Source organism: uncultured Cardiobacterium sp. (assembly GCF_938028825.1).
In the GTDB taxonomy this organism is placed as follows: Bacteria; Pseudomonadota; Gammaproteobacteria; order Cardiobacteriales; family Cardiobacteriaceae; genus Cardiobacterium.
The window spans coordinates 1-24,973 of record NZ_CALIZP010000082.1; the positions used below are offsets into that span (position 1 = coordinate 1).

The window sequence follows — 24,973 nt, forward strand, 5'->3', positions numbered from 1 at the left end:
CTTCCAGCGAATGGGTGAGGCGGGTGCGGACGTAGTCGTTTTTTTCCAGCGGGAAGACTTGCGTTTTGTCTTTCATGCGGCGGAAGGCGGCGGAGAAGATGAGGCGGTCGCCGTCGCGCTGGAAGTCGGAGCGCACGGAGGGTTCCGGGCAGGCAGCCCGGCCGATGCGGTAGGTGGAGAGGAGCTGGATCCAGTTCATGGTGTGTGCCGGTGGGGGAATACGCGGATTTTAGCACTCCGCCCGCCGCCATCCGGCAGGGCGGTCTGCGCGTATCACGGCTATAATCGGTTTCCCCATTTTCAAGAGGCTTTTATGAAAACGTTCCTGCAATCCTGCTTCCGCTTCGGCATCATCCTCACCATTGCCGGTTTCGGTATCGCCTTTTTCCTGCAACTGGCGGATTTGATGCTGGCATTTGTCCTGCTCGCGCTGGCGGCGGTGTATCTCGGCTGGTCGGTGTGGACGGCGAACAAGTCTTCCGGCTACGACCACCCCAAACAGTGCTTCGGCGACATCATGGGCGACATCACCGCTTACACGCTGCTGATGGTAGCGCTGTTTGTCTGGCTGATATTGCCGCAGCATATGACGCTGCCGCTGGCAAGCAATCAATACCGGATTCTCACCGCCTTTCTCGGCGTGATGATTGCCGTTACCCTAGTGGAGCTGGTGATTACCGTGCACACCTGCCTGATCGCGATGTGGCGGCAGAACCCGGTGACGATTACCCGGTAAGCGGATAAAGAAAAAGCCCGTCGGAATGACGGGCTTTCATGATTCTGGTAGGCACAATTGGACTCGAACCAACGACCCCCACCATGTCAAGGTGGTGCTCTAACCAACTGAGCTATGCGCCTGAATGAGGCGCGCATTATAGGGGGTTCGGGAACGATTGCAAGCGCTTTGTGCAGGGCGCGCAAAACGGCGGCAAATGCGCGTAAGCATATGGCGCAGCTATTGAATTCGCCGCATGGCGCCAGTATAATCCGCCGCCTTTGACAGCGGGCAGAACCCTGTTCGCGCATGAAATTTTTGGAGAACAACATGTTTGCAGTTATTGAAACCGGCGGTAAACAGTACAAGGTCAAACCCGGCCAGCGCCTGAAAGTGGAAACCCTGCCGGGTGAAGCGGGCGACAGCATCGCTTTCGACAAAGTGCTGCTTATTGCCAGTGGTGATGACAATGTCAACGTCGGCGCGCCCTATCTGGAAGGCAAAACCGTCAGCGCCAGAATCGTTGAACACGGCCGCCACAAAAAAATCAAGATCATCAAGTTCCGCCGCCGCAAGCACCATATGAAACGCATGGGGCACCGTCAAAACTACACCGAAGTGGTGATTGACGCTATCGACGGCCAACAATAAGGAGAAGAGACTATGGCACACAAAAAAGCAGGCGGTTCCAGCCGCAACGGTCGCGATTCCAAATCCAAACGCCTCGGCGTCAAACGCTACGGCGGCGAATTTGTTAGCGCCGGTTCTATCCTGGTCCGCCAGCGCGGCACCCCGTTCCATGCGGGTGAAAATGTCGGCGTCGGTCGTGATCACACCCTGTTTGCCACCGCAACCGGTACCGTTATGTTCAGCAGACGCGGCCCGCAACAGCGTCGCTACGTCAGCATCGCTGCCGAGGCAGCAGAAGCCTGATTATCACGCGTTTTGCCGCAAGCCCTGCACCCATGCGGGGCTTTTTTATTGCCGCCGCGCCTGGTGGGCAAAACGGCGATACCATAAGAACAAACCCACAGAGGAATCTCCCCCATGAAATTCGTAGATGAAGCGCGCATATATGTCCGCGCGGGCAAAGGCGGCAACGGTATCGTCAGTTTCCGCCGGGAAAAATACATCCCCTTCGGCGGGCCGGATGGTGGCGACGGCGGCGACGGCGGCAGTGTTTACCTTGTCGCTCAAGAAGGCATCAACACCCTCGCCGATTTCCGCTACAACCGCAGCTATCAGGCGGAAAACGGCAAAGCCGGTGAAGGGCGCAACAAGCGCGGCAGCAGCGGTGCCGATCTCATCGTGCCGGTGCCGGTCGGCACGCAGGTATTCGTGGACGAGACCGACGAACTCATCGGCGATCTCACTAGCGATGGTCAGCGCCTGCTGGTGGCGCAAGGCGGTTATCACGGCCTCGGCAACACCCGCTACAAAAGCTCGACCAACCGCGCGCCGCGTCAATGCAAACCCGGCAGTGAAGGCGAAGAGCGCTATCTGCGTCTCGAACTGAAACTGCTCGCCGATGTCGGCCTGCTCGGTATGCCGAACGCGGGCAAATCCACCCTTATCAGCCGCGTTTCCGCCGCCCGCCCGAAAATCGCCGACTACCCCTTCACCACCCTGCATCCCAACCTCGGCGTCGTCCGCGTCGGCATGTTGCAAAGTTTCGTCATGGCGGACATTCCCGGGCTCATTGAAGGCGCGGCGGAAGGCGCAGGGCTTGGGCACCAGTTTCTGCGCCACCTCGCACGCACCCGCCTGCTGCTGCACGTTCTTGATTGCTCGCCGCTCAGCGATTCACAAGACCCGGTGCGCGACTTCGAGCAGGTCAGCCTGGAACTCGCCAAATACGACGCCGTTTTTGCCGACAAACCGCGCTGGCTGGTGCTGAACAAGATGGATACGCTGACCGCCGAAGACGGCGCGGTACTGGAACACGGCATCACCGCCGCCATCGGCTGGCAGGGTCCGGTGTACCGCATCTCGGCGGAAACCGGCATGGGCACCGAGCAACTGTGCCGCGACATCATGCAGGCGCTGGAACGGATGGACGAAGACGCCGACTATCACCGGCCACATTCCTGAACCGTCAGGCATCGCCATGCCGACTTTGTGTTTCCAGACAGCGCCGGTAGTAGTGCCAGTTGCAAGCGGGACCGGGGTCGGTTTTGCGCGTGGGGGCGATGTCGCCGTGACCGGTAATGCGCGTCGGGGTGATGCGCGGGTGGCGCGTCATGATGGCGCGGGTTAGCGCGGCGAGGCTTTGGTATTGGCGCAGGGTGTAGGGGTGGTGGTCGCTGCCGTTCAGCTCGATGCCGATGCTGTAATCGTTGCAGTTGGCGCGGCCCTGATAGCGGGATTCGCCCGCGTGCCAGGCGCGCGCGGTGGTGGCGACGTATTGCTGGATATGGCCGTCGCGCAGGATGAGGAAGTGCGCGGCGACGCGCAGGTCGGCGATGGCATCAAGGTAGGGGTGTTCGTGGCGCTTCGCGGGCAGAGTGCCGCAGAAGAGGTCGCTGATGTAGCGATCGCCGTATTCTCCGGGCGGCAGACTGATGTTGTGGATGACGAGGAGTGAGATGTCATCGGCATCGGGGCGGGCGTTGTAGTGCGGGCTGGGGCGGCGGATAGCGCTGTCCAGCCAGCCGCTTTCATCAATGTGCATTCAGGGTTTCGCGGCAGGCGGCGGATTGTCGCCCGCTTCGCGCGCGGCAAGCAGGCGTTTGCCGATGTAGAGCCCCGCTTCGAAGAGGATGAGCATCGGCACGGCGAGCAGGGTTTGCGAGATGGCGTCCGGCGGGGTGAGCAGCATGCCGATGGTGAAGGCGGCGAGGATGATGTAGGGGCGTTTTTTGGCGAGCGTCTCCGGGCGGACGATGCCGAGCATGAGGCAGATGACGGTCGCCACCGGCACCTCGAAGGCGGCACCGAAGGCGATGAACATGGTCAGGCTGAGCGACATGTACTGGGTGATGTCGGGTTTGTATTCGACGCCTTTGAGTTCGATGCCGGCGAGGAAGCTGAAGAGGATGGGCAGGATGATGAAGTAGGCAAACAGCACGCCGGTGTAGAAGAGGATGGTAGAGGAGATGAGGATGGGGCGGACGAGGCGTTTTTCGTGGCGGTACATGCCCGGTGCGACGAAGGCCCAGATTTGGTAGAGGATCCACGGGATGGTGAGCAGGCAGGCGAGGAAGAGGCAGACTTTCACCGGGGTGAGGAAGATGTCGATGCCGTCGTAGGCGAGCATGGTTTGCCCCGGCAGGAGGCTGCCGAGCACGGGCAGGGCGAAGGCTTCGTACACGGCGTTGCGGAAGGGCAGGAGCAGGACGAAGACGCCGACGACGGCGTAGATGATGCGCAGCAGGCGGGCACGCAGTTCGATGAGGTGCTCGACGATGGGCATTTCTTTGTCGTCGCTTTGCGGTGGGGTGTCGTGGTCGGTCATGGTGGACTCAGTGGTGGGTGTTGTGGATGGTCGTCGGGCATTGGCGGAAGGCGCCGAAGCTGTCGGCCAGTGCAGCGCGCAATCCGGCGGTATCCCCGGTATTTACGCCGCTTGGGGTTGCGCTTCAACGGCGCAAAAAGCAGGCTGCGCCTGCCCGGTGGGCTGAAGCCCACCCTACGCGAGCCCAGTATTGGTGCCGCTTGGCGAGGTCAGTATTTACGCCGCTTGGCGGGGTTCAGGGCTTGGGCGGGGTGTTTTCTGTGTTCGCGGTGTCGGCGGTGTGCGGGGTTTTGTCTGTGCCTGTGGCGGCAGGCGGTTCGATGCCGGTGTCGGCTTCGGCACTGGCGTCTTCCGGGGTGTAGCCGTCGTAGGCGTGTTCGAGGTCTTCTTTGATGCTGGTACCGAGGTCGCGCGCTTCTTTGTCGAGGTTCATCACGCCGTCGTTAAGTTTTTTGATGTGTTCGCGCATGTCGGCTTCGTGCAGGATTTTGCGCATATCGTCGAGGTCGAGTTCGCGCTCGATGTCGGCGCGCACGTCGCTGAATGCGCGGCGGATTTTGCGGATGAAGATGAGGGCGCTGCGCACGACTTCCGGCAGGCGTTCGGGGCCGATGACGACGATGCCGATGACGCCGATGACGACGAGTTCCCAGAATCCGATGTCAAACACGGGGCCGCCTTAGTGGGTTTTTTCTTCGTCGCGGCGCGCTTCGCCTTCGATGATGCGGCTGTCGGCGGCGGTCTTTTCGGCCTGGTGTTCGAGTTTGTCGGCGGGTTTGTCGTCTTCTTTCATGGCGTTTTTGAAGCCTTTGATGGCCTGGCCGAGGTCGGCGCCGACGCCGCCGAGTTTTTTGGTGCCGAAGATGGCGATGACGATGATGAGGACGATGAGGAGTTGGATCGGGCTGATTCCCATGGGGTGCTCCTGATTTGGGGTCTGGGGAAATAGTCAGCCCCTCACCCGCAGCGGGCAAGGGGCTTTGTTTGCCGTTTAGCTATGGGCGGCCTGTACGGCGGTGATGGCGATGGTATAGACGATGTCGTCCACCAGCGCACCGCGCGAGAGGTCGTTCACGGGTTTGCGCATGCCTTGCAGGACGGGACCCATCGAGATGGCGTTTGCCGAACGCTGCACGGCTTTGTAGGTGGTGTTGCCGGTGTTGAGGTCGGGGAAGATGAAGACACTCGCTTGTCCGGCGACGGGGCTGTTCGGCGCTTTCTGTTTGCCGACGGACTCAACGGCGGCGGCGTCGTATTGCAGCGGGCCGTCCACCAGGATGTCCGGACGCAGTTCGCGCACTTTGGCGGTCGCTTCTTTGACTTTTTCGACGTCTGCGCCGCTGCCGGAGGTGCCGGTCGAGTAGGAGATCATCGCCACGCGCGGCTCGATGCCGAAGGCTTTGGCGCTGTCGTTGGACTGGATGGCGATTTGCGCGAGGTCGTCGGCGCTGGGGTTGGGCACGATGGCGCAGTCGCCATAGACGAGGACTTGATCCGGCAGGCACATGAAGAAGACGGAGGAGACCATGCTGGCGCCCGGCGCGGTTTTGATGATTTGCAGCGGCGGACGGATGGTGTTGGCGGTGGTGTGCACGGCGCCGGAGACGAGGCCGTCCACTTCGCCCGCTTCGAGCATCATGGTGCCGAGCATGACGCCGTCGGCGAGCGCGTCGCGCGCCTGGTCTTCGGTCATGCCTTTGGCTTTGCGCAGTTCGACGAGGCGGGCGACGTATTTTTCGCGCACGGCGTCGGGGTCGATGATTTGGATGTTGTCGCCGAGGGTGACGCCCTGCTGGGCGGCGACGGCGCGGACGCTGTCGGGTTTGGCGAGCAGGACACAGCGCGCCATGCCGCGTTCGGCGCAGATGCTGGCGGCGACGACGGTACGCGGTTCGTCGCCTTCGGGCAGGACGATGGTTTTGTGCGCGGCGATGGCACGTTGCACGATCTGGTAGCGGAAGGCGGCGGGCGAGAGGCTGACGGTGCGCGCGGCACTGAGGTAGCCGTCGATCCAGCCGTCTTTGATGTTGTCGGCGATGTGTTCTTTGGTGGCGTTGATGCGCTGTTCGTCGTCAACGGGGATGTAGCGGTTGAATTTTTCGACGAGTTTGCCGATTTCCCAACTGCTGGTTTCAAGATGCAGCACCGGCAGGCGCGCGTCTTCGAGCAGCGGTTTGCACAGTTTCATGATGACGTCGGAGGCGGGCAGCGGCCCGGTGAGGACGAGGCAGGCGAGGTGGTTGCCCGCTTTGGCGCTGATAGTGGTCGCCATCAGCGCGTCATCGCGATCCGCCGGGAGGAAGATGCAGTTGCCGGGTTGCAGGAATTCGGCGGCGTTCGCCGGGGTGCGCGCAAAGAGGACGTAGTCATGGATGCGGCGGGTGGCGCTTTCGCCTGCGAGGAGGATGTCCGCGCCGAGGTGCTGTTGCAGGTCGCTGACGCGCGGCGCGCCGATGTCCGGGTTGTGGCCGATGATGCCGAGCAGGCGGTATTTGTCGCCCAGTTTGCTGCCGGTGATGGCGGCGGTGCTCAGTGCACCGGCGGCGTCGGCATGGTTGATGATGACGCCGAAGAGCTGGTTCTTGCCGATGTTGCCGGCGGCGTAGTCGAGCTGGTTTTCCAGGCGGGCAACGCTTGCGGTGTGCGCGTCGGCGAGGAGGATAACGTCGGCATTGAGGGCGCGGGCGATTTGCCGGTTCACCTCGTCGGCGTAGGGCACGGAAGCGGTTTCCAGCAGCCCTTCCATGATGACGACATCGGCGTCGCCCCTGGCGGCTTCAAAGTTCTGGATGACGGTTTCCATCAGTTCGTCGAGGTTGCCCGCATCCAGCGCCTGTTGCACGGTTTCGGGGCGGATGGCGAGGCTGTCGTCGGCGGTGGTGCGCGCGGACTGGCGCAGCACGTTGCGGCTGTGGTCAATGTCCTGCCCTTCCACATCGTACTGGATGACGGGTTTGTGGAAACCGGCCTTGATGCCCTTACGGTCAAGGGCGTGATAGAGGCCGAGGACGGCGGAAGTCAGGCCGCTGCCCTGACGGGTGGCAACGACCAGGATTGTTTTTGCCATGGTGGTTCTCCTTAGGCGCTGAGTGCGTCGGTATCTCGGGCGATCATCAGCTCTTCGTTGGTAGCGATGACCCACACTGGCTTGCTGCCGGGGGCGGCAATATTGCCTTCCTTGCCCCGGGACGTTTCATGATTCTTGGCGCTGTCGAGCTTGAAGCCAAGAAATTCGAGCAGGGCGATGGTTTTCTCGCGCACCAGCGACGAGTTTTCGCCGATGCCGCCGGTGAAAACGATGGCATCCGCGCCGCCGAGGCCGACCATCTGCGCGGCGATATGCTTGGCGAGGCGGTAGCAGTACACCTCCATGGTGCGAATGGCCGCTTCATCGCCTTTGGCGTAGGCTTGTTCAATCGTGCGGCAGTCGTTGGACATGCCGGAGAGGCCGAGCAGGCCGGACTGCTTCCACAACATATCGTCCACCTCTTTCGGGCTCATGCCCATCTGCCCGGTGAGGATGCCGAAGATGGCGGGATCGACGTCGCCGGAACGGGTGCCGTGCACCACGCCTTCCAGCGGGGTCAAACCCATCGTGGTGTCCACAGAATGGTCGAAATCCACGGCGGCAACGGAAGCGCCGTTACCGAGGTGGGCGACGACCGCCTTCGGCCTGGCGATGCCGAGTTTCTCCGGCAACTGGCTGGCGATGTAGCGGTAAGACGTGCCGTGGAAACCGTAGCGGCGGATTTTGTTGTCGGCATAGAGCTTGTACGGCAGGGCGTAGAGATAGGCGCGCTGCGGCATGTGCTGGTGGAAGGCGGTGTCGAAGACGACGACCTGTTTCAGGTTGGGGAAGACCTCGCGCGCGGCGTCGATACCGGTCACGTGTGCCGGATTGTGCAGCGGGGCGAGGCGGATGCAGTCCACAATCTTCTCGCGCACATCGTCATCCACGAGGACGGATTCGGCGAAATACTCGCCACCATGCACGATGCGGTGGCCGACCGCCTTGATTTTGTCCATCAGCCCTTCCTTTTGCAGCGCAGCGACGATATGGCGCAGCGCCTCCTGGTGCGTGCCGGGGGCGAGCGATTCCTCAATCTTGTCGCCTCTGGCGTTCTTGATGGTGATATTGCCGATGCCGCCGACACCGAGCCGCTCGGCCAGTCCTTTCAGCGCCTCGTCGCCGTTTTCCGGATTGATGACGGAAAATTTCAGGCTGGAAGAGCCGCAGTTCAGGACAAAAATGTAATGGGACATGATGATTTCCTATGGATTACCTGTGGATGAAAACGGCGCGATTTTAGCAGAAACACGGCAGGACGGCGGTTTGGGCAGGCCGGCGGATAACGGCGGACGGGATGGGCGGGAGGGGGCTTACATCTGCTCGCGTATCCAGCCGAGCATATCGGGATGGTTCACCGCCCACTGGTTCCCGCCGTTTTTGCTGATGAAATCCGCGCGGGTCAGGCGGCGCAGCGCGGCCTGCACCTGCGGCACACTGACATCGTCCACCCCCATTTGCGCCGCCAGCCACCGGCGCGTGTCCTGCGCGTAGAGGGCCTGCCGTTCTTGCGCCAGCGCTTGCAGCAGCAGGCGGTCCAGCGCTTTCGGTTCCCGCCAGACGGCGGCGTAATCGGCGCTGTCGTGCAGGTATTGCTGCTGTGCGGCGGCGGCCGCGTCCAGCGGCAGGGCGGGGTCGATAATCGTGTTCTGGATGATGGCACGCAGGTGCAGCGGGATGTGTTCTCAGCGGACAAACCATTGATACAGCGCCTGTTTGTCCAGTGTGTTGGCGGTGCGCGCCTGATAGATGTCGGCGAGGAAGTCGGTGAAGTCCTGTTCCGGGCGTGGAAAGGCTATCGCGTGGGCAAACTGGAAAAACGGTGCCTTGTAATCGCTGAACATCTGCCGCAGGCCGTTCATGCTGGAACCGGTGAAGACGACTTTGACCTGTGCCCGATGCACATCCGGCCCGGTGCGCAGCGAGCGGATGAGGCCGCCTGTGTCATCGAAGCGCGCCAGTTCCTGCACTTCGTCAAACAGCAGTAGCACCGTTTTACCGCTTTGCGCCAACGCCTCAATCACTTCGCTGACGCTCACCGGTTCAGGCGCTTTTTCGCGGCCGACACTTGCTCAATCCCCGCCAGCCACGTTTTCAGTTTGCCGCCGAGACCGAGTTGCCGGGCGAAATCCAGCAGCGCGAGGCGGAAGCGGCTTTCCGTCTGCGCGTCGCTGTCCATGAAGCTAAAATAGAAAACGGCAAAATCGCGCGCTGCGGCGGCAGGCCGGATGTCGTTCAGCAAAAACTGCGTCTTGCCCATGCGGCGCGGGGCGAACAGGGTGAAAGCGCTGACCACACCGTCGGCCAGCATTGTCAGCAAAGCATCGGCGTAGGGGCGGCGGGAATAGTAAAGCGGGTCGTGCATGACGGTTCTCCAGTATTTGTCGCAGGATTATATGGTTTTAGACGGATTTTGACGAATTAGACAAAGTTTGTCTAAAATCATCTAATCCTTTATTTTCAATGGAATGCGGCCTATGTTTGCCCGCCGCTGCTCCCCGTTTATGTTCAGGAACCATCTCCCCATGCCCACCCTCATCAGCCAACGCATTGCGAGCCCGCTCGGCGCGCTTTACGTCTGCGCCAGTGCGCGCGGCGTCTGCCTGCTCGAATTTGCCGGCACGCAGCGCATCGCGCGCGAAAGCCGCGCCCTCGAACGCCATTTCGGCTGCACCATCACCCTCGGCGAGAATGAGCACACCCGGCAAACCGCCGCCGAGCTCGGCGAATATTTCGCCGGCACGCGGCGTGATTTCGGCGTCGCCCTGCACCCCGTCGGCAGCGATTTCCAGCGGCGCGTCTGGGCGGCGCTGTGCGCCATTCCCTACGGCACGACCACGCATTATCAGGCGCTGGCGGCATCCATCGGCCATCCCGCCGCCGTGCGCGCCGTCGCCGCTGCCAACGGTGCCAACGCCATTGCCATCCTCATCCCCTGCCACCGCGTCATCGGCAAAAACGGCACGCTGACCGGCTACGGCGGCGGCCTGCAACGCAAAGCCCGGCTGCTCGCCCATGAACACGGCGGAGATGCCTGCCCAACCCTGCCCCTGTTCCCATGAACTTCATCCACTGCGTCCTCCTCTTCCTCGGTGGTGGGCTGGGCAGCGTGGCGCGCTACCTGCTCGGCCTCGCCCTGCCCGCCCGCACCTTCCCGCTCGGTACGTTTTGCGTCAACGTCCTCGGCTGTCTCTTTATCGGCTATCTCGCCGCAACGCTTGCCCGCGATAACGCCGCCCTGCGCGCCCTCTGCATCAGCGGTTTCTGCGGCGGCTTCACCACCTTTTCCACCTTCTCGCTCGACATCGTGCAGCGCTGGCAGGCGGGGCATTATCTCGTCCCCACGCTTTACCTCGCCGCCAGCCTTATCTGCGGCATCGCCGCCGTCCTCGGCGGCATGGCGCTGGCCCGCTGACCGCATCCCGCCCCATGCTAAAATCCGCCCTTTCCTTAATATGACACCGAGGTAATCATGAACACAGACGGCATGGCCACCCGCTACCAACCCGCCGACATCGAAAACAAATGGTACGCCCGCTGGGAAGCCGGCAACCACTTCGCCCCCGGCGGCAGCGGCAAGCCCTACGCCATCATGATTCCGCCGCCGAACGTGACCGGCACCCTGCACATGGGCCACGCCTTCCAGGACACCATCATGGACGCCCTCATCCGCTACCACCGCATGCTCGGTGACAACACCCTGTGGCAGCCGGGCAGCGACCATGCCGGCATCGCGACACAAATGGTCGTCGAGCGCCAGCTGAACGCAGCGGGCAAAACGCGGCACAACCTCGGCCGCGAAGCGTTCACCGCCAAAGTATGGGAATGGAAGGCCGAATCCGGCGGGCAAATCATGCAGCAACTGCGCCGCCTCGGTGCCTCGCTCGACTGGACGCGCGAACGCTTCACCATGGACGACGCCCTCTCGCGCGCGGTGCGCACCCTCTTCGTCAGACTCTACGACGATGGCCTCATCTATCGCGGCAAGCGCCTGGTCAACTGGGACCCGGTACTGAAAACCGCCATCTCCGACCTCGAAGTGGAAAACCGCGAAGAAAGCGGCTTCATGTACCACGTCCGTTACCCCTTCGTCGCCGGGCAGGGGCTGGACGGGCAGTACATGCACATCGCCACCACCCGCCCGGAAACCATCCTCGCCGACGGCGCGCTCGCCGTGCATCCCGACGATGAACGCTACCGCCACCTGCTCGGCAAAATGGTGCACGTCCCGCTCACCGAGCGCGTTATCCCCATCATCGCCGACGAATACGTCGAAATGGACTTCGGCACCGGCTGCGTGAAAATCACCCCCGCGCACGACTTCAACGACTACGCCGTCGGCCAGCGGCATGAAATGGAAGTCATCAACCTGATGAACCCCGACGCCACCCTGAACGATAACGTGCCGCCCGCCTATCGCGGCCTTGACCGCTGGGTGGCGCGGGAAAAAATCGTTGCTGACCTCGATGCCGCCGGATTACTGGAAAAAGTCGAACCGCACACCCTGAAACGCCCCTACGGCGACCGCAGCGGCGTCGTCATCGAACCCTACCTCACCGACCAGTGGTTCGTGGACCTGTCCAGCGACAAAGGCATGGCCAAACTCACCCGGCCCGCGCTCGACGCCGTGCGCGATGGCCGCATCAAATTCGTGCCGGACAACTGGAAAAATACCTACTACAACTGGATGGAAAACCTGCAAGACTGGTGCATCTCGCGCCAACTCTGGTGGGGGCACCGCATCCCCGCCTGGTACGACGCCGACGGCAACGTGTACGTCGCCGAAAACGAAGCCGCCGTGCGCGGAAAATACCGCCTCGCCGCTGGACTCCCGCTGACGCAGGATGAAGACGTGCTCGACACCTGGTTCTCCTCCGCGCTGTGGCCGTTCGCCACCCAGGGCTGGCCGGATGACACCGCCGACCTTAAAACCTTTTACCCCGGCAACGTCCTCGTTACCGGCTTCGACATCATCTTCTTCTGGGTGGCGCGCATGGTGCTGATGGGCATGTACTGCATGCACGGCGAAGTCCCCTTCCGCGAGGTGTACATCCACGGCCTCGTGCGCGACAGCGAAGGGCAGAAAATGTCCAAATCCAAAGGCAACGTCCTTGACCCGCTCGACATCATCGACGGCATCGACGGCGAAGCCCTGGTCGCAAAACGCACCAGCGGCATGATGCAGCCGCAAAAAGCCGAAAAAATCGCCGCGCAGACCCGCAAAGAATACCCGGATGGCATCGCCGCTTACGGCACCGATGCCCTGCGCTTCACCTTCGCCGCGCAAGCGACCATGGGCCGCGACATCGTCTTCGACACCAAACGCGTCGAAGGCTACCGCAACTTCTGCAACAAACTGTGGAATGCCGCCCGCTTCGTACAAATGCAGACCGCAGGCCAAACCATCGCCGCTGCCCCCGTCAAAGAAAAAAGCGCTGCCGACCGCTGGATCTACGGCGCACTCGACCGCACCATCCGCAGCGTACGCGAAGCGTTTGACAGCTACCGCTTCGACTTCGCCGCGCAAGCCGTGTACGACTTCATCTGGAACCAGTACTGCGACTGGTACCTCGAACTCGCCAAACCCGTTCTCGGCAAACACAACGACGACGCCGCCGAAAAAGCGCGCACCCGCCACACCCTGCTCGACGTCCTCGAACAAGCGCTGCGCCTCATCCACCCGCTCATGCCCTACATCAGCGAAGAAATCTGGCAACAAACCGCGCCGCTGCTCGGCAAAACGGGCGACACCATCATGACCCAGCCCTACCCGGCGGCAAGCAACGGCGAAGACCCGCAGGCCGACGCCGAAATCGCCTGGCTGCAAGAAACCCTGCTCGGCGTACGCAAAATCCGCGCCGACATGAACATCGCCCCCGGCAAACCGCTGCCGCTCATCATCAGCGGCCTGGACGATAACGCCAGAGGCTACCTTGCCGCCCAAGAACGCAGCCTGCTCGCGCTGGGCCGCCTCGACAGCATCCGCGTCCTCGCGGATGGCGAAGCCGAACCCGAAGCCGCCGCCTTCATGGTTGGCAGCGCAAAAAACATGATCCCGCTGGCGGGGCTCATCGACAAAACCGCCGAACTTGCCCGCCTCGACAAAGAAATCACGAAACGCGAACAAAACATCGCCCGCCTCAGCGGACAGCTCGCCAACGAACGCTTCACCGCCAGCGCCCCCGCCGCCTTGGTCGCCCAAACCCGCGCCCAACTCGCCGGCGACGAAGAAACCGTCGCTGCCCTGCGTGCCCAGCGGAAAAAAGTCGCGGCGTTGTAAGCCCCCCCGCTTTTTGCCCTGTCCCGTACGACAAAAAAACGGGGCAAAAAAATCCCCGCCATTCGGCGGGGATTTTGCTCCTGCCGCCCGGCGGCGGTTCGGGCGCTATCCGTGCCACACCACCACGTCTTCCAGCGGCGGGCGGAAGCGTTCCGGCGGGGTAAGGGTTGGAGTGCCGAGCGAGATGAAACCGAGGATGTCGTCTTCGGGTTTGACGTTGAGGTGCGCCTTGACGTCGGTATCTGCCGCCGCCCACGGGGTCAGCCAGCAGGTGCCGTAGCCGAGCGCGGCGGAGGCGATGATGAGGTTCTGGCAGACGGCACCGCCGGAGAGGATTTGTTCGTAGCGCGGCACGGTGCTGAGGGTGTTGAGGCGGCTCGATACCATGACGAGCAGCGGCGCGGCGCGGACGAAGCTGGTTTTTTTCGCGGTCAGCCCTTCGTCGGCGTCGGGGTATTTTTGCTGCCAGATGGCAAGCAGCACGCGGTAGAGCGCTTCCTGCGCGGGTTTTTTGAAGATGTCCAGCCGCCACGGGTTGAGGTTGCCGTGGTCGGAAACGCGGGTTGCGGCGCGCAGGATGAGGGTCAGCTCGTCGTCACCGGGGGCGGGGTCGGCGAGTTGTGCCGGGCGGGGCGAGTTGCGGTGCAGGAGCAGGTCGAGGGTCGGGTTCATGGTTCTCTCGGTTGGGGGAAATGAAAAACGCCACGGGACGTGGCGTTTGCCGGGGGAAGTGCGCGATCAGGCAGCGTGTTGCAACAGTTGCCAGACCACGGCCAGCACGGCAATCAGCAGGGCGATGCCGCCGATGACGATGGAGATGGTGGCGCGGCGGTCGCTTTCCGTGAGGCGGTTTTGCAGGTGTTGCACTTCTTTGCGCTGTTTTTCGATGTCGGCCGTCATGCCCGCCTTGCCTTCGTCGGCGGCGCGTTGCGCTTTTTCCTGGGTCAGGGTGAGCTGGCGTTCGAGGGCGTCGATGCGGCGGGTGATTTCCGTGGTATCGACGTAGGTGACGGCGAGCGGGATGTGCGGCTGCGGCTGCGGCACGGCGGCGGGGGCGACGTAGGACGGCGTGACCACGTCGAAATCGGGTTCGTCCACCACGGCGCGCACCGGTGGCGGGGCGGGGACGGGTTTCGGCGGCGGGGGCGGCGGTGCGGGTTGCGGCACCGGCTGGGCGGCAGGGCGGACACGGTCGCGCAGGGCGGAGAGGAGGTGGTCGAGGCGGCTGGCGTCGGCGGGTTTCGGCAGGTATCCGGTCGCGCCCGCGTCGCGCGCCTTCTGCCGCGCTTCTTCGGAGATGTCGCCGGAATACATGATGACGGGCAGGTCATGTGTTTCCGGGTCGGCGCGCAGCCGCGCCAGACCTTCGTAGCCGTCCAGGTCGGGCATCATGATGTCCATGAAGACGATGTCCGGCAGGGTGTGGCGGGAAATCCAGCTTTCGCCGTCAATGACGCTTTCGGCCTCAATGACATCAATATCGTATTTGGCCAGCAATCGCTTCAGGGTGAGGCGCGCGAGGCGGGAATCATCCACAATCAGGGCGGTTTTCAGCATAAAAATCAAATCCTCTCGTCCATAAAACACATTACCGCATTGTATCACCAACCGCCGCGTTCCCGCATGGAAACCAGGACGTTACCGGCGACGATGAAATGGTCCAAAAGGCGCACATCCATCAGGTTGAGCGCCGCCTCGATCCGTTTCGTGGCGGTGCGGTCGGCGGCGGACGGCTCGGTGCTGCCCGCCGGGTGGTTGTGGGCGAGGATGACGGCGGCGGCGTGATGATGCAGGATGCCGGCGAAGAGCGCGCGCGCGGGAATGTCGACCGCCCCCGCCGCGCCCGCCGCCATCCGCTCGAAGGCGAGAAACCCGTGCTGCTGATTCAGAAACAGCACGCCGAACGATTCCAGCCCCTGCCCTTTGAACTGCAACATCAGGAAATCGCGCACATGATCCGGCGAAGAGAACGACCACGACGGGCGGCGCATCTCTTCCGCCATGAAACGCCGCGCCAGCTCCGTGACCGCAAGAATCTCCGCCGACTTCGCCTTGCCGAGGCCGCGCACCGCCTGCAAATCGGCGGGGCGGCTGTTGAAAAGCCCGACCAGCCCGCCGCGCGCTTTCAGCAAATCCTGGGCGAAACGCCGCACATCTACGCCCTTCGCCCCGGTGCGCAGCAAAATCGCCAGCAATTCATAATCGGCCAGCGCCGCCGCCCCCTTCGCCAAAAGGCGCTCGCGCGGCATATCCGTTGAGACGACATCCCCATCCATTACAATAACTTCCCCCCCAAAAAAGCCCCGCATTATATGACGCAGAACATCCTCATCGGCATCAGCGGCAGCATTGCCGCCTACAAAATCCCGCACCTCGTCCGCCTCCTGAAAAAACAGGGCGATAACGTCCGCATCGTCCACACCGCCCACGCCGCCCACTTCGTCAGCCCGGCCACCCTGCAAGCCGTTTCCGGCGAAGCCGTGCGGCACGCTCTCTTCGACCCTGCCGCCGAACAGGGCATGAGCCACATCGAACTGGCGCGCTGGGCGGATGCCTATCTCATCGCCCCGGCGACGGCGAACATCCTCGGCAAACTCGCGCACGGCATCGCCGACGACCTCCTCACCACCCTCTACCTCGCGACAAACGCGCATATCTACCTCGCCCCGGCGATGAACTGCCATATGCTCGCCCACCCCGCCGTGCAGGCCAATCTTGCCATCCTTGCCGCGCGCGAGAAGCACACCGTCATCCCCGGCGACAGCGGTGCGCAAGCCTGCGGCGATGTGGGTGCGGGCCGCCTGCCCGAACCCGAAAACCTGCGCGACTACCTCACGCCCAAGCGGGACTGGCAGGGCATCCGTCTCACCGTTACCGCCGGGCCGACGCGCGAAGCCATCGACCCGGTGCGTTATCTGACCAACCACAGCAGCGGTAAAATGGGCTACGCCCTGGCCGCCGCCGCCGCACGCCGTGGCGCGGACGTGATCCTCATCAGCGGCCCGACGGCGCTTGCGACCCCGCCGGGCGTGAAGCGCATCGACATCGAAAGCGCGCAAGACCTGCTCGCCGCCGCTCTCGCCCGGCCCGGCGACATCTACCTCTCCGCCGCCGCCGTCGCCGACTACCGCGTCGAACACCCCGCCGCGCACAAACACAAAAAACAGGGCGATGCCCCGCTGACCCTCACCCTCGTGCAAAACCCGGACGTGATCGCGGCCATTGCCGCATTGCCGCCGGATACCCGCCCCTACACCGTGGGCTTTGCCGCCGAAACCGACAACCTGCTCGCCTATGCCAGGGACAAACGCGCGCGGAAAAACCTCGACCTCATCATCGCCAACGACGTGAGCGGCGATGTCTTCGGCGCGGACGACAACAGCGCGACCCTCATCAGCGCCGTCAGCGAAATCCCGCTGCCCCGGCAGAGCAAAAACGCGCTGGCGGAGCACATCCTCGACCACATCCGCGCCGCCTATGATGCTAATCCCAGGAAATAGAAAGAAATTCGCAGGTGGGCTTCAGCCCACCATTGACAGGGTTTCGACGGCCGCCCGCCCTGCGGCAGATTATTTGGGGTTTTGGGATGGCCGGGCACTCCGTCACCGTCGGGCCGCGCCAAAACCGGAACGGCAGGAGGCTATCGCCGCACGAGGCGGAAATCTTCGTCCGGCCGCTCCCCGTCGATTTTTTCGCCGTCGGGTTCGCGCAGTTCGAGGTAGCCGTCGCCGATGTAGAAGGTGAGTTTGTCCGTCTGGTTGTCGAGTTGCAGATATTGCTTGTCGGTGGTGGTGCGGTACACGCCGCTGATCTCTTCGCTTTCTTCGCCCAGACCGAGGCGGGTGCTGACGAGGGTGTATGCGCCGTCGCCGATGGTCAGTTCGGTTTGCAGACCGTCGCAGACGGCGCAGGGCAGGGTGCCGCTGTATGTGCCGGCAAAATCTTCGGCGGCATGGGCGGCCGCTGCGAGGAGGATGGCGACGGCGGGGAAGGCTTTTTTCATGGTTTTTCCGGTTATAGCGGTTTTCCGGCGGGCTGAAGCCCGCCTACTGTTTGTCGCTCAAAACAATGCCTTGTCGTCGGCGGGGCGCGTGTCGCGGTCATTCATGAAGTCATCCGCTATTTGTGCGGCATCGGCCAGGGCAAAGTATTCCTGCCAATCCGGCGGTTTGGCGGAAAGGATAGTATCGCCCGTCGGCGGGTCGCGGCGGATATAGCCGTTCCAAACAGGGCTGATACGGTGTTGGCTCGCCTCGCCGTACTTATCCGTACTGTCTTCGGCTCGCCGCCTTGTCTCAGCCCTGTTTGAAACGGCTATATGGATTTCTTCGCTGTTGAAGCGGTAGGCGGGCGGCAGATGCAGTGTCTGTTCCTGGCCGCTGGTGGTGAGTCTGGCTGTGGTGGGCATGGTGTGTTCTTCTTTTGTCTGCGTTATGGGCTGTCCGCTGCCGCCTGTGGCCGTGCCGCCGTGTTGTCTTGCAGGCTGCCGCCGAGGGCGAGGTGCAGGGTCAGGCTGCGCGCGAGTTGCTGGTAGCGGTTGGCAAGGAGGGATTCTTCGACGCCTCTGGTCGCGTCTTCTTTTTCCAGCACGTCTTGCAGGCTGGCTGCGCCCGCCTGGTAGCGGATGCGGGTGAGGGCTTCGATGTCTTTGGCTTGCGCCAGGCGTTCTTGCAGGTTGTCCGCTTCTTTTTGGCTTTGCGCGAGGTTCAGTATGGCGTTTTGCGTCTCGCCGAGGGCGCGGTAGAGGGTTTGCCGGAAGCTGGCGAGGCTTTGCTGGTAGGTGGCTTCGGCTTCGCGGCGGGCGATGTCTTTTTTGTGGTAGTTCAGAAACGGCAGGCTGATGTTGGCGCTGATGGCGGCGACGGGGTTTTGCAGGAGTTGCAGGATGCGGTCGGCACCGGTCGTGAGGTTCGCGCCGAGGCTGAGGTCGGGGTAGTAGTCGCGCTCGGCGATGCGGATGTTGCCGATGTTTTGTTGCAGGCGGTATTGGGCGGCACGCAGGTCGGGGCGCTGGGCGAGCAGGTGCGCGGGGATGGCGGTGTCTATCGGCGGCAGGCTGAGGCGGGCGAGGCTTGGCGCTTGGTTGATGCTGCGGGTGAGCGGTTGTCCGCTCAGGCTGGCGAGGGTAGTTTCGTGCTGTTGGCGCTGGTTTTCGAGGGTGTTTTTGGTGTTTTCGAGGCTGGTGCGGTTTTGTTCGGCCTGGCGCAGATCGAGTTGGGAGGCGCTGCCCGCGTCCACTTTTGCCTGGGTGAGGCGCAGGGTTTCGGCGGCGTTGTTGCGGTAGGCGGTATTCAGCGCGAGCTGGTCGTTGGTGTAGGCGATTTGCAGGTATTCGCCGATGATGTCGCCGATGAGGCTGAGGCGGGTGGCAAGCAGGTCTTCGGCACTGGCTTCGGTTTCCCAGCGGGCGTTGTTTTCGGCGAGGCGCAGTTTGCCCCAGAGGTCGGTCTGGTAGCTGATGCCGAGGCCGGTGGTGTAGTTCTGCCCGGTTTTGCTGCCGTCGCTGAGGTTGCGGTTGGCACTCGCGCCGAGGCTGCCGTTGTAGTCAGGCCCCCGGTTGGCGCCGGCGTTTTCCAGCGCCAGGCGGCTTTTTTGCCAGGCGTAACCGGCGGCGGCGAGGTTCTGGTTGTGGGCGAGTCCTTGCGTGATGATGCGGTCAAGGGCGGGGTCGCCGTAGTCGCGCCACCATTCGGCCCGGCCGCTGCGGTTGTCGGCATGGGCGAACATCCATTGTTGCGGGATGGCGCTGGCCCGGATGTCTTGTTGCAGGTCGTGCGGTGTGGTGGTGGCGCAGCCGCCGAGGAGGAGGGCAAGGATGAGAGTTTTGCGGTTGTTCATGTGTCGTCCTTTGTGTCGTGTCATTCGCGGCTGAGGGCTTCGACGGGGTCCAGTCTGGCGGCGTTGCGCGCGGGCAGGTAGCCAAAGAGGATGCCGATGCTGCTGGAGCAGATGACGGCGGCGATGACGGAGCTGGTCGAGTAGATGAGGCGGATTTCCGCGCCGCTCTGGTTGAAGAGCCAGCCGATGCCGTAGGCCAGCGCGATGCCGAGCGCACCGCCGAGCAGGCACAGCATCAGGGCTTCGATGAGGAATTGCATGAGGATGTCGCTCTGGCGCGCGCCGACGGCCATGCGGATGCCGATTTCCTGGGTGCGTTCGGTGACGGAGACGAGCATGATGTTCATCACGCCGATGCCGCCGACGACGAGGGCGATGGCGGCGATGGCCGAGATGAGCAGGGTGAAGACCTGGGTGCTGCTGGTGATGGCTTTGCGCAGGCTATCGCTGTTGAAGAGCGAGAAGTCTTTGCTGCCGTGGCGGCGGGTGAGGATGCGGGTGATGGCGTCTTCGGCGGCGACGGGGTCGGCGTTGTCGCTGATGCGCAGGGTGATGCTGGAGACGTTGTTGCGCCCCAGCAGGCGGTTCATCGCCGAGGTGTAGGGCATGTACACGTTGATGCTGTTGCTGCCGCCGAAGCGGTTTTGTTTGTCGGTGTCGGCAATGCCGATGATGCGCACGGGGACGTTGTTGAGCAGCAGCACCTGGCCGAGGGCGCCGGCATAGTTGTCTGCCGCCGTGCTTTTATAGAGGGTTTCCGCGCCTTTTTTGTCGAGGATGGCGAGGGCGGCGTAGTCGTCAATGTCGCGCGCGCTGAAGTTGCGTCCGGCGGTGATGGGGATGTTCTGCACCTGGAAGTATTGGTCGCCGACGCCGGTCAGGTTGCCGGTGTAGTCTTTGTTGCCGTGGCGGATGGTCGGGCTGGCGCTGACGGTCGGGGTGGCGCTGTCGATGAAGCTTTGCTGCGCGAGGATGGCGGCGTCCGCCGGAACGAGGGTGCGGATGCGGCCTGCGCGGCGATCGCCGAAGCGGCCGGGGAAGATTTCGATGGTGCTGGAACCGAGGTCGCTGATTTGGCTGAGGACTTGTTGTTGCGCGCCTTGGCCGAGGGCGACGACGCTGACGACGGAGGCGATGCCGATGATGATGCCGAGCATGGTGAGAAACGCGCGCAGTTTGTGGCCGAGGATGGCGCGCCAGGCCATGTGGATGGCGGAGGTGAAGCGCCCCGCCGCGCCGAAGGCGGTTTTTTTGCCGGTGGGGGCGTCGGCGGTGTGCAGGTCGCCCGTGGCGCTGCCTCCCTCGCGGCGGTGGTCGGCGATGATTTTGCCGTCCTTGATTTCGATGACGCGGTCGGCGTGTTCGGCGATGTGGCGGTCGTGGGTGACGAGGATGATGGTGTGGCCTTCGGCGTGCAGTTCGCCGAGGATTTTCATCACTTCTTCGCCGCTGTGGCTGTCGAGCGCGCCGGTGGGTTCGTCGGCGAAGATGATTTGCCCGCCGTTCATCAGCGCGCGGGCGATGGAGACGCGCTGTTGCTGGCCACCGGAAAGTTGGCCGGGTTTGTGTTCGGTGCGTTCGCCGAGGCCGAGGCGGGTAAGCAGCGCTTTGGCGCGCTTTTCCCGCGCTTCGCCGTCCGTACCGGCGTAGATGGCGGGAATAGCGACGTTTTCCCAGGCTTTGAGGTCGGCAAGCAAGTGGTAGCGCTGGAAGATGAAGCCGATGTATTCGCGTCTGAGTGCGGCGCGTTCCTGCGGGCTGAGGTCGGTGGCGTTTTTGCCGTTGATGTAATACTCACCAGCACTGGGGCGGTCAAGGCAGCCGAGGATGTTCATCAGGGTGGATTTGCCCGACCCCGACTGGCCGATGATGGCGACCATTTCTCCCGCTTCGATTTCCAGGTTGAGGTCGTTGAGTATGGTCACCTCCCCTTCCCCGCTCTTGAAGCGGCGGTAGAGGTTTTTGATGCGGATCAGCGGTTCGGCCATCAGAACGGGCCTCCCGGTCCCATCGGGATGCTGCCTTCGCCGCTGCCCGAGCTGATGACGACTTCCTCGCCTTCTTTCAGCCCTTCTTTCACTTCGGTGTTGACGCCGTCATTGATACCGAGCTTGACCACGCGCGGCTGCGGTTTGCCGTCAATCATCACCTGCACTTCGTCCTCACCCTGGGCGTTGGTTTGCAGCGCCGTCATCGGGATGGTGAGGACGCCCTTCGCTTCTTCCACGGCAATGACCATGTTCGCGGTCATGCCGATGCGCAGTTTGCCGTCGGGATTGGGCACATCCATCTTGCCGTAGTAATAGACGGCGGTGTCGTCGCTGCTGCTTGCCGTCGTGGTGCTGTTATTCGAGGTGGCGAGCGGGGCGGGGTCGATACTCTTCAATTTGCCCTCGTAGCGGGTTTTGTCGCTGCCGAGCAGGGTGAAATAGGCATTCATGCCGGGTTTCAGCTCGCCGACATCGGCTTCGGCGATTTCCGCTTCGACCGTCATCGTCTTCGTCTGGGCGATGGTCGCCAGCGTCGGGCTGTCCTGCACCGCGTTCACCGTCTGACCCTTTTCAACCGCGACGGAAATCACCACGCCGTCCATCGGCGCCGTCACATTCGTATAGCCCAGGCGCAGGCCCGCGTTATCCAGCTCAAGCTGGCTTTTGCGGATATCCGCCTTCGCCTGCTCGACACTGCTCTGCGCCGCTTTCAGCGTCGCCTGCGCCGCATCCAGCGTCTCGCTCGCTGCCGCGCCCTTTTTCACCAGCGACTGCTGGCGGTTGAAATTCTGCTGCGCCTCGCGCAACTTCGCCTGCGCCGAGGTCAGCGCGGCCTTGCTGGAGGCAAGTGAAGCGGCGGCACTGTCGCGCGTATTCTGCTGCGTGCTGGCATCAATCTCCGCGACCGGATCCCCCTGCTTCAACTGATCGCCAATCTGCACATAAAGCGCGCTGATCTCGCCAGACACCTGCGCCCCGACCTTGACCGATTTCAGCGGCTGTAACGAACCGCTGGCCAGCACCGTGTGGGCAATATCGCCCTTCGCGACCGGGGCAGTGATGTACTTGACGCCGCCGTTATCGTCGGCGGGCTTGTGCAACACCCGCCAGGCATAAAAACCGCCCGCGCCGAGCACGAGCAGGAAAAAGAGAAATTTCACCGGCACCTTGCCGCGCTGAAAATGCAACATCATGAAATCCTTGGAATGGTCGTGGAAAGTACGGATTGTAACGGAAAGCAAAGCGGCGAAAATTAGCTGATAATTAGAAAGCGCCGCTCTCGGCTGAAATTTGCCCAAGCTTAATTTGTAAGGAACCCGCCATGTACCGCTCATTGCTCGCCCTCGCCCTTGCCGCCCTTCTTCCTGCCGCCCAGGGTGCGGGCCGCCTCACCATCTATTGCAGCATGCAGAACGAAGTCTGCGAAAAAGCCGCCAAACGCTTCGCCGCAGAAAACGACGTCGAAACCCAGTTCATCCGGCAAAGCACCGGCACCATCCTCAGCAAAATCAAAAACGAAAAAGACAACCCGCAGGCGGACGTGTGGTACGGCGGCACCGTCGAGCCGCACCTGCAAGCCGCCGACGACGACCTGCTCGATTTGAGCGTGACCTCGCCCAAACAGGCTGACATCCTGCCGCAATTCCAAAAACTCGCCGAACACCCGCGCGGGCAACACCTCTCCATCATCTACCTCATGCCCTTCGGCATCGGCGTCAACAACAAAAAACTGGCCGAACTCGGCATGGAACCGCCCAAATGCTTCGCCGACCTCTTAAACCCCAAACTCAAAGGACAAATCCAGTACGCCGACCCGCGCACCACCGGCACCGGCTACACCATGCTTGCCACCCTCATCACCCTGTGGGGCGAAGACAAGGCCTTCGCCTACCTCAAAGCGCTGCGGCCGAACATCGCCGAATACGCCAAAAGCGGGCTTGCCACCAAAAGCCTCGCGACCGGCGAAGTCGCGGTGGACATCGGTTTCCTGCACAACTACACCCGCGAAAAAGAACGCGGCGCGCCGGTCAGCGGCATCCGCCCCTGCGAAGGCGTGGGCTACAGCCTCGGTGCGGTCAGCGTCATCAAGGGCGCGCGCAACCGCGACAACGCGGTGAAATTCGTGGACTGGGCGCTCGGTGTCGAAGCGCAGGAACTCGCCTGGCGTGACGCGGGTTACTACCAGCTCCCCACCAACCGCCACGCACAAAGTTCGCCAAAATTCCCCGCTGCAAACGACCTCAACCTGCTCGACATCGACTTCACCGACCGCTTCGGCGCCGCCGCCGAAGGCAAACGCCTCACCGACAAATGGCAGAAAGAAGTGAAGGACGGGGAATAAACACCTTGCGGCCCGGCATGGCGCGCCGTCATGCCCGTCAATCATGAGGGGAAAGATGAACACGCGCCACGGACGGCACGCCCTGAATGATGCGGCATCCGGCGCGAATCGGCGGATAATGTGCGCGTCCTGAAAGCAGGGGCGGCCACCATCCGCATTCCATGCGGTGAGTCGGCACCCGCTTGCGCTTTGGCTGCGCGGTGCATACTTGTTTCGCGCGGCGGTTTTGTTTTTTGAGAGGTGTTTTATGTCTTTTATGTTGCAGGAAGCGCGGGAATCCGCCGAACGGGTCGCCGCGCAGGATGTTTCGTCCGCGCTGGCGCTCGCCGAGGCGCTGAAAGCTCGCCCGCCGCGCGGCGTGGTTACGGTCGGGCGCGGCACATCCGATCATGCCCTGGGCTATTGGGCGTATGTGTTGATGCATGCGCGCGGGATGCCGGTGGCATCGCTGCCGCCGTCGCTCAGCAGTGTGCTGGCGACGCCGTGGCAGGTGGAAGGTTATTTGGCGCTCGCCGCGTCGCAGTCGGGCAGTCCGCCGGATGTAATCGCGATGGTGCAGGCGCTCGCCGCCGGCGGCGCGCAAACGGCGGCGCTGGTGAATGTGGTGCCGTCGCCGCTCGCGGCGGCGTGTCAGCATCTGCTGCCGGTGCAGGCGGGCGAGGAGAAAAGCGTCGCCGCGACGAAGAGTTTTGTCGCGACGGTCACGCTGGCGTTGCGTCTGCTCGCGCACTGGCATGGTGATGCGGCGCTGATGCAGGCGCTGGATGCGCTGCCGGAGCGGTTGCATCAGGCGGCGCAGGCGGATTGGCCGCAAGCGGTGGATGTGCTGCGTGGCAGCGAGCGGCTGTTTGTGGTCGGGCGCGGCACGGGGTTGTCTGTCGCGCAGGAGGCGGCGTTGAAGTGCAAGGAGACGTGTCAGTTGCAGGGCGAGGCGTTTTCCGCCGCCGAGGTGCGGCACGGGCCGATGGCGATTGTCCACGACGGTTTTCCGGTGCTGCTGTTCGCCCCGCCCGACCGTTATCAGGAAGATGCGTTGCAACTCGCCGCCCGCTTCGCCGAGCGTGGTGCGCGCGTGCTGCTGGTGAGCGACAAGCGGGTGGCGGATACGCTGCATTTGCCGCTGGTCAATGGCGGGCACGAGGCGTTGCACGGCTTGACGGCGATTGTGTCGTGGTACGTTACCGCCGCCCGTCTCGCCGGGGCGCGCGGGCTGAATGCGGACGAGCCGCCGTTTTTGCAGAAGGTGACGCGGACGGTGTGACCGCTGGCGGGCGTTGGCGTACAATG

Annotated in this window: 27 protein-coding genes, 1 tRNA gene and 1 pseudogene; 10 read left to right on the forward strand and 19 right to left on the reverse strand. The window is 63.0% G+C overall.

The annotated features are described in order from the left end of the window. Positions 1-199, reverse strand: a pseudogene (locus Q0562_RS11945) (deoxyguanosinetriphosphate triphosphohydrolase); the annotation flags it as partial. A gap of 114 nt (positions 200-313) precedes the next feature. Between Q0562_RS11945 and Q0562_RS11950 the strand changes: the two are divergent. Then, positions 314-736, forward strand: a complete 423-nt coding sequence (locus Q0562_RS11950) for a hypothetical protein (RefSeq protein ID WP_298644650.1) — start codon at positions 314-316, stop codon at positions 734-736. Between the two features lie 45 nt (positions 737-781). On the opposite strand, the gene Q0562_RS11955 is transcribed toward Q0562_RS11950, so the two are convergent. Continuing rightward, positions 782-858, reverse strand: a tRNA-Val gene (locus Q0562_RS11955). Between the two features lie 187 nt (positions 859-1,045). Here Q0562_RS11955 and rplU point away from each other — a divergent pair. From rplU to cgtA, 3 genes are all read left to right on the forward strand, one after another. Beyond that, a complete protein-coding gene (rplU, locus tag Q0562_RS11960) occupies positions 1,046-1,366 on the forward strand; it encodes a 50S ribosomal protein L21 (RefSeq protein ID WP_298644652.1) in 321 nt (106 codons plus the stop codon). A gap of 12 nt (positions 1,367-1,378) precedes the next feature. After that, entirely contained in the window at positions 1,379-1,648 is a 270-nt protein-coding gene (gene rpmA, locus Q0562_RS11965; protein ID WP_298644655.1) for a 50S ribosomal protein L27, read from the forward strand. A 114-nt stretch (positions 1,649-1,762) separates the two neighbouring features. Continuing rightward, a complete protein-coding gene (gene cgtA / locus Q0562_RS11970; protein ID WP_298644658.1) occupies positions 1,763-2,806 on the forward strand; it encodes an Obg family GTPase CgtA in 1,044 nt (347 codons plus the stop codon). A gap of 4 nt (positions 2,807-2,810) precedes the next feature. Here cgtA and ampD read toward each other — a convergent pair whose 3' ends face one another. From ampD to Q0562_RS12015, 9 genes are all read right to left on the reverse strand, one after another. Then, positions 2,811-3,386, reverse strand: coding sequence for a 1,6-anhydro-N-acetylmuramyl-L-alanine amidase AmpD (gene ampD / locus Q0562_RS11975; protein ID WP_298644660.1), 576 nt, complete (start codon positions 3,384-3,386; stop codon positions 2,811-2,813). Continuing rightward, positions 3,387-4,169: a twin-arginine translocase subunit TatC gene (tatC, locus tag Q0562_RS11980; protein ID WP_298644661.1), complete on the reverse strand. Its 783-nt coding sequence runs from the start codon at positions 4,167-4,169 to the stop codon at positions 3,387-3,389. Between the two features lie 235 nt (positions 4,170-4,404). Further along, complete coding sequence (tatB, locus tag Q0562_RS11985) at positions 4,405-4,839, reverse strand: Sec-independent protein translocase protein TatB (protein WP_298644663.1); 435 nt, start codon at positions 4,837-4,839, stop codon at positions 4,405-4,407. Positions 4,840-4,848: 9 nt separating this feature from the next. Then, on the reverse strand, positions 4,849-5,085 hold the full coding sequence (gene tatA, locus Q0562_RS11990; RefSeq protein WP_298644665.1) for a twin-arginine translocase TatA/TatE family subunit: 237 nt from the start codon (positions 5,083-5,085) through the stop codon (positions 4,849-4,851). A 75-nt stretch (positions 5,086-5,160) separates the two neighbouring features. Continuing rightward, positions 5,161-7,236 (reverse strand): phosphate acetyltransferase, encoded by a 2,076-nt coding sequence (pta, locus tag Q0562_RS11995; RefSeq protein ID WP_298644666.1) that lies wholly within the window; start codon positions 7,234-7,236, stop codon positions 5,161-5,163. An 11-nt stretch (positions 7,237-7,247) separates the two neighbouring features. Beyond that, complete coding sequence (locus Q0562_RS12000) at positions 7,248-8,432, reverse strand: acetate kinase (protein WP_298644670.1); 1,185 nt, start codon at positions 8,430-8,432, stop codon at positions 7,248-7,250. A gap of 117 nt (positions 8,433-8,549) precedes the next feature. Further along, a complete protein-coding gene (locus tag Q0562_RS12005) occupies positions 8,550-8,687 on the reverse strand; it encodes a hypothetical protein (protein WP_298644672.1) in 138 nt (45 codons plus the stop codon). Positions 8,688-8,921: 234 nt separating this feature from the next. After that, positions 8,922-9,275 carry a hypothetical protein gene (locus tag Q0562_RS12010; RefSeq protein WP_298644674.1) on the reverse strand — a complete coding sequence of 118 codons (354 nt, stop codon included), beginning with the start codon at positions 9,273-9,275 and terminating at the stop codon, positions 8,922-8,924. Continuing rightward, the gene (locus Q0562_RS12015; RefSeq protein ID WP_298644675.1) at positions 9,272-9,601 is read right to left on the reverse strand and encodes a hypothetical protein; all 330 of its coding nucleotides are present in this window, start codon (positions 9,599-9,601) and stop codon (positions 9,272-9,274) included. The genes Q0562_RS12010 and Q0562_RS12015 overlap by 4 nt, the downstream gene beginning before the upstream one ends. 160 nt (positions 9,602-9,761) lie before the next feature. On the opposite strand from Q0562_RS12015, the gene Q0562_RS12020 reads away from it, so the two are divergent. The 3 genes from Q0562_RS12020 to Q0562_RS12030 are packed head-to-tail and all read left to right on the forward strand — an operon-like array spanning position 9,762 to position 13,516. Beyond that, complete coding sequence (locus Q0562_RS12020; RefSeq protein ID WP_298644677.1) at positions 9,762-10,298, forward strand: methylated-DNA--[protein]-cysteine S-methyltransferase; 537 nt, start codon at positions 9,762-9,764, stop codon at positions 10,296-10,298. After that, positions 10,295-10,651, forward strand: a complete 357-nt coding sequence (gene crcB / locus Q0562_RS12025; protein WP_298644679.1) for a fluoride efflux transporter CrcB — start codon at positions 10,295-10,297, stop codon at positions 10,649-10,651. Before Q0562_RS12020 ends, crcB begins: the two co-directional genes overlap by 4 nt. Before the next feature lie 57 nt (positions 10,652-10,708). After that, positions 10,709-13,516, forward strand: coding sequence for a valine--tRNA ligase (locus Q0562_RS12030; RefSeq protein WP_298644681.1), 2,808 nt, complete (start codon positions 10,709-10,711; stop codon positions 13,514-13,516). 105 nt (positions 13,517-13,621) lie between these two features. On the opposite strand, the gene Q0562_RS12035 is transcribed toward Q0562_RS12030, so the two are convergent. The 3 genes from Q0562_RS12035 to radC form a co-directional block, all read right to left on the reverse strand. Continuing rightward, the gene (locus tag Q0562_RS12035) at positions 13,622-14,188 is read right to left on the reverse strand and encodes a nitroreductase (protein ID WP_298644683.1); all 567 of its coding nucleotides are present in this window, start codon (positions 14,186-14,188) and stop codon (positions 13,622-13,624) included. A gap of 66 nt (positions 14,189-14,254) precedes the next feature. Next, positions 14,255-15,073: a response regulator gene (locus Q0562_RS12040; RefSeq protein ID WP_298644685.1), complete on the reverse strand. Its 819-nt coding sequence runs from the start codon at positions 15,071-15,073 to the stop codon at positions 14,255-14,257. A 44-nt stretch (positions 15,074-15,117) separates the two neighbouring features. Continuing rightward, positions 15,118-15,792 carry a DNA repair protein RadC gene (gene radC, locus Q0562_RS12045; protein ID WP_298644686.1) on the reverse strand — a complete coding sequence of 225 codons (675 nt, stop codon included), beginning with the start codon at positions 15,790-15,792 and terminating at the stop codon, positions 15,118-15,120. Between the two features lie 36 nt (positions 15,793-15,828). On the opposite strand from radC, the gene coaBC reads away from it, so the two are divergent. Further along, on the forward strand, positions 15,829-17,016 hold the full coding sequence (gene coaBC / locus Q0562_RS12050) for a bifunctional phosphopantothenoylcysteine decarboxylase/phosphopantothenate--cysteine ligase CoaBC (RefSeq protein ID WP_298644688.1): 1,188 nt from the start codon (positions 15,829-15,831) through the stop codon (positions 17,014-17,016). Positions 17,017-17,156: 140 nt separating this feature from the next. On the opposite strand, the gene Q0562_RS12055 is transcribed toward coaBC, so the two are convergent. From Q0562_RS12055 to Q0562_RS12075, 5 genes are read right to left on the reverse strand one after another with little or no spacing between them, the layout of a single operon-like run. Then, a complete protein-coding gene (locus tag Q0562_RS12055) occupies positions 17,157-17,519 on the reverse strand; it encodes a copper resistance protein NlpE N-terminal domain-containing protein (protein ID WP_298644690.1) in 363 nt (120 codons plus the stop codon). A gap of 57 nt (positions 17,520-17,576) precedes the next feature. Further along, positions 17,577-17,924 carry a hypothetical protein gene (locus tag Q0562_RS12060; RefSeq protein ID WP_298644692.1) on the reverse strand — a complete coding sequence of 116 codons (348 nt, stop codon included), beginning with the start codon at positions 17,922-17,924 and terminating at the stop codon, positions 17,577-17,579. 23 nt (positions 17,925-17,947) lie between these two features. Then, positions 17,948-19,354, reverse strand: a complete 1,407-nt coding sequence (locus Q0562_RS12065; protein ID WP_298644694.1) for an efflux transporter outer membrane subunit — start codon at positions 19,352-19,354, stop codon at positions 17,948-17,950. A 20-nt stretch (positions 19,355-19,374) separates the two neighbouring features. Further along, entirely contained in the window at positions 19,375-21,342 is a 1,968-nt protein-coding gene (locus Q0562_RS12070; RefSeq protein WP_366144784.1) for a MacB family efflux pump subunit, read from the reverse strand. Then, positions 21,342-22,538 carry an efflux RND transporter periplasmic adaptor subunit gene (locus tag Q0562_RS12075; protein ID WP_298644696.1) on the reverse strand — a complete coding sequence of 399 codons (1,197 nt, stop codon included), beginning with the start codon at positions 22,536-22,538 and terminating at the stop codon, positions 21,342-21,344. Before Q0562_RS12075 ends, Q0562_RS12070 begins: the two co-directional genes overlap by 1 nt. Before the next feature lie 128 nt (positions 22,539-22,666). On the opposite strand from Q0562_RS12075, the gene Q0562_RS12080 reads away from it, so the two are divergent. Both Q0562_RS12080 and Q0562_RS12085 read left to right on the forward strand, forming a co-directional pair. Continuing rightward, entirely contained in the window at positions 22,667-23,686 is a 1,020-nt protein-coding gene (locus Q0562_RS12080) for an ABC transporter substrate-binding protein (RefSeq protein ID WP_298644698.1), read from the forward strand. 247 nt (positions 23,687-23,933) lie between these two features. After that, positions 23,934-24,947, forward strand: a complete 1,014-nt coding sequence (locus Q0562_RS12085) for an SIS domain-containing protein (protein WP_298644699.1) — start codon at positions 23,934-23,936, stop codon at positions 24,945-24,947. Positions 24,948-24,973 lie beyond the last annotated feature (26 nt).

What these genes read in the sequence shown, in the direction of transcription:
- Q0562_RS11950 (WP_298644650.1), top strand. Translation starts at nt 314, where the DNA reads ATGAAAACGTTCCTGCAATCCTGCTTCCGCTTCGGCATCATCCTCACC.
- rplU (WP_298644652.1), top strand. Translation starts at nt 1,046, where the DNA reads ATGTTTGCAGTTATTGAAACCGGCGGTAAACAGTACAAGGTCAAACCC.
- rpmA (WP_298644655.1), top strand. Translation starts at nt 1,379, where the DNA reads ATGGCACACAAAAAAGCAGGCGGTTCCAGCCGCAACGGTCGCGATTCC.
- cgtA (WP_298644658.1), top strand. Translation starts at nt 1,763, where the DNA reads ATGAAATTCGTAGATGAAGCGCGCATATATGTCCGCGCGGGCAAAGGC.
- ampD (WP_298644660.1), bottom strand. Translation starts at nt 3,386, where the DNA reads ATGCACATTGATGAAAGCGGCTGGCTGGACAGCGCTATCCGCCGCCCC.
- tatC (WP_298644661.1), bottom strand. Translation starts at nt 4,169, where the DNA reads ATGACCGACCACGACACCCCACCGCAAAGCGACGACAAAGAAATGCCC.
- tatA (WP_298644665.1), bottom strand. Translation starts at nt 5,085, where the DNA reads ATGGGAATCAGCCCGATCCAACTCCTCATCGTCCTCATCATCGTCATC.
- pta (WP_298644666.1), bottom strand. Translation starts at nt 7,236, where the DNA reads ATGGCAAAAACAATCCTGGTCGTTGCCACCCGTCAGGGCAGCGGCCTG.
- Q0562_RS12000 (WP_298644670.1), bottom strand. Translation starts at nt 8,432, where the DNA reads ATGTCCCATTACATTTTTGTCCTGAACTGCGGCTCTTCCAGCCTGAAA.
- Q0562_RS12015 (WP_298644675.1), bottom strand. Translation starts at nt 9,601, where the DNA reads ATGCACGACCCGCTTTACTATTCCCGCCGCCCCTACGCCGATGCTTTG.
- Q0562_RS12020 (WP_298644677.1), top strand. Translation starts at nt 9,762, where the DNA reads ATGCCCACCCTCATCAGCCAACGCATTGCGAGCCCGCTCGGCGCGCTT.
- crcB (WP_298644679.1), top strand. Translation starts at nt 10,295, where the DNA reads ATGAACTTCATCCACTGCGTCCTCCTCTTCCTCGGTGGTGGGCTGGGC.
- Q0562_RS12030 (WP_298644681.1), top strand. Translation starts at nt 10,709, where the DNA reads ATGAACACAGACGGCATGGCCACCCGCTACCAACCCGCCGACATCGAA.
- Q0562_RS12035 (WP_298644683.1), bottom strand. Translation starts at nt 14,188, where the DNA reads ATGAACCCGACCCTCGACCTGCTCCTGCACCGCAACTCGCCCCGCCCG.
- Q0562_RS12040 (WP_298644685.1), bottom strand. Translation starts at nt 15,073, where the DNA reads ATGCTGAAAACCGCCCTGATTGTGGATGATTCCCGCCTCGCGCGCCTC.
- radC (WP_298644686.1), bottom strand. Translation starts at nt 15,792, where the DNA reads ATGGATGGGGATGTCGTCTCAACGGATATGCCGCGCGAGCGCCTTTTG.
- coaBC (WP_298644688.1), top strand. Translation starts at nt 15,829, where the DNA reads ATGACGCAGAACATCCTCATCGGCATCAGCGGCAGCATTGCCGCCTAC.
- Q0562_RS12055 (WP_298644690.1), bottom strand. Translation starts at nt 17,519, where the DNA reads ATGAAAAAAGCCTTCCCCGCCGTCGCCATCCTCCTCGCAGCGGCCGCC.
- Q0562_RS12060 (WP_298644692.1), bottom strand. Translation starts at nt 17,924, where the DNA reads ATGCCCACCACAGCCAGACTCACCACCAGCGGCCAGGAACAGACACTG.
- Q0562_RS12065 (WP_298644694.1), bottom strand. Translation starts at nt 19,354, where the DNA reads ATGAACAACCGCAAAACTCTCATCCTTGCCCTCCTCCTCGGCGGCTGC.
- Q0562_RS12070 (WP_366144784.1), bottom strand. Translation starts at nt 21,342, where the DNA reads ATGGCCGAACCGCTGATCCGCATCAAAAACCTCTACCGCCGCTTCAAG.
- Q0562_RS12075 (WP_298644696.1), bottom strand. Translation starts at nt 22,538, where the DNA reads ATGATGTTGCATTTTCAGCGCGGCAAGGTGCCGGTGAAATTTCTCTTT.
- Q0562_RS12080 (WP_298644698.1), top strand. Translation starts at nt 22,667, where the DNA reads ATGTACCGCTCATTGCTCGCCCTCGCCCTTGCCGCCCTTCTTCCTGCC.
- Q0562_RS12085 (WP_298644699.1), top strand. Translation starts at nt 23,934, where the DNA reads ATGTCTTTTATGTTGCAGGAAGCGCGGGAATCCGCCGAACGGGTCGCC.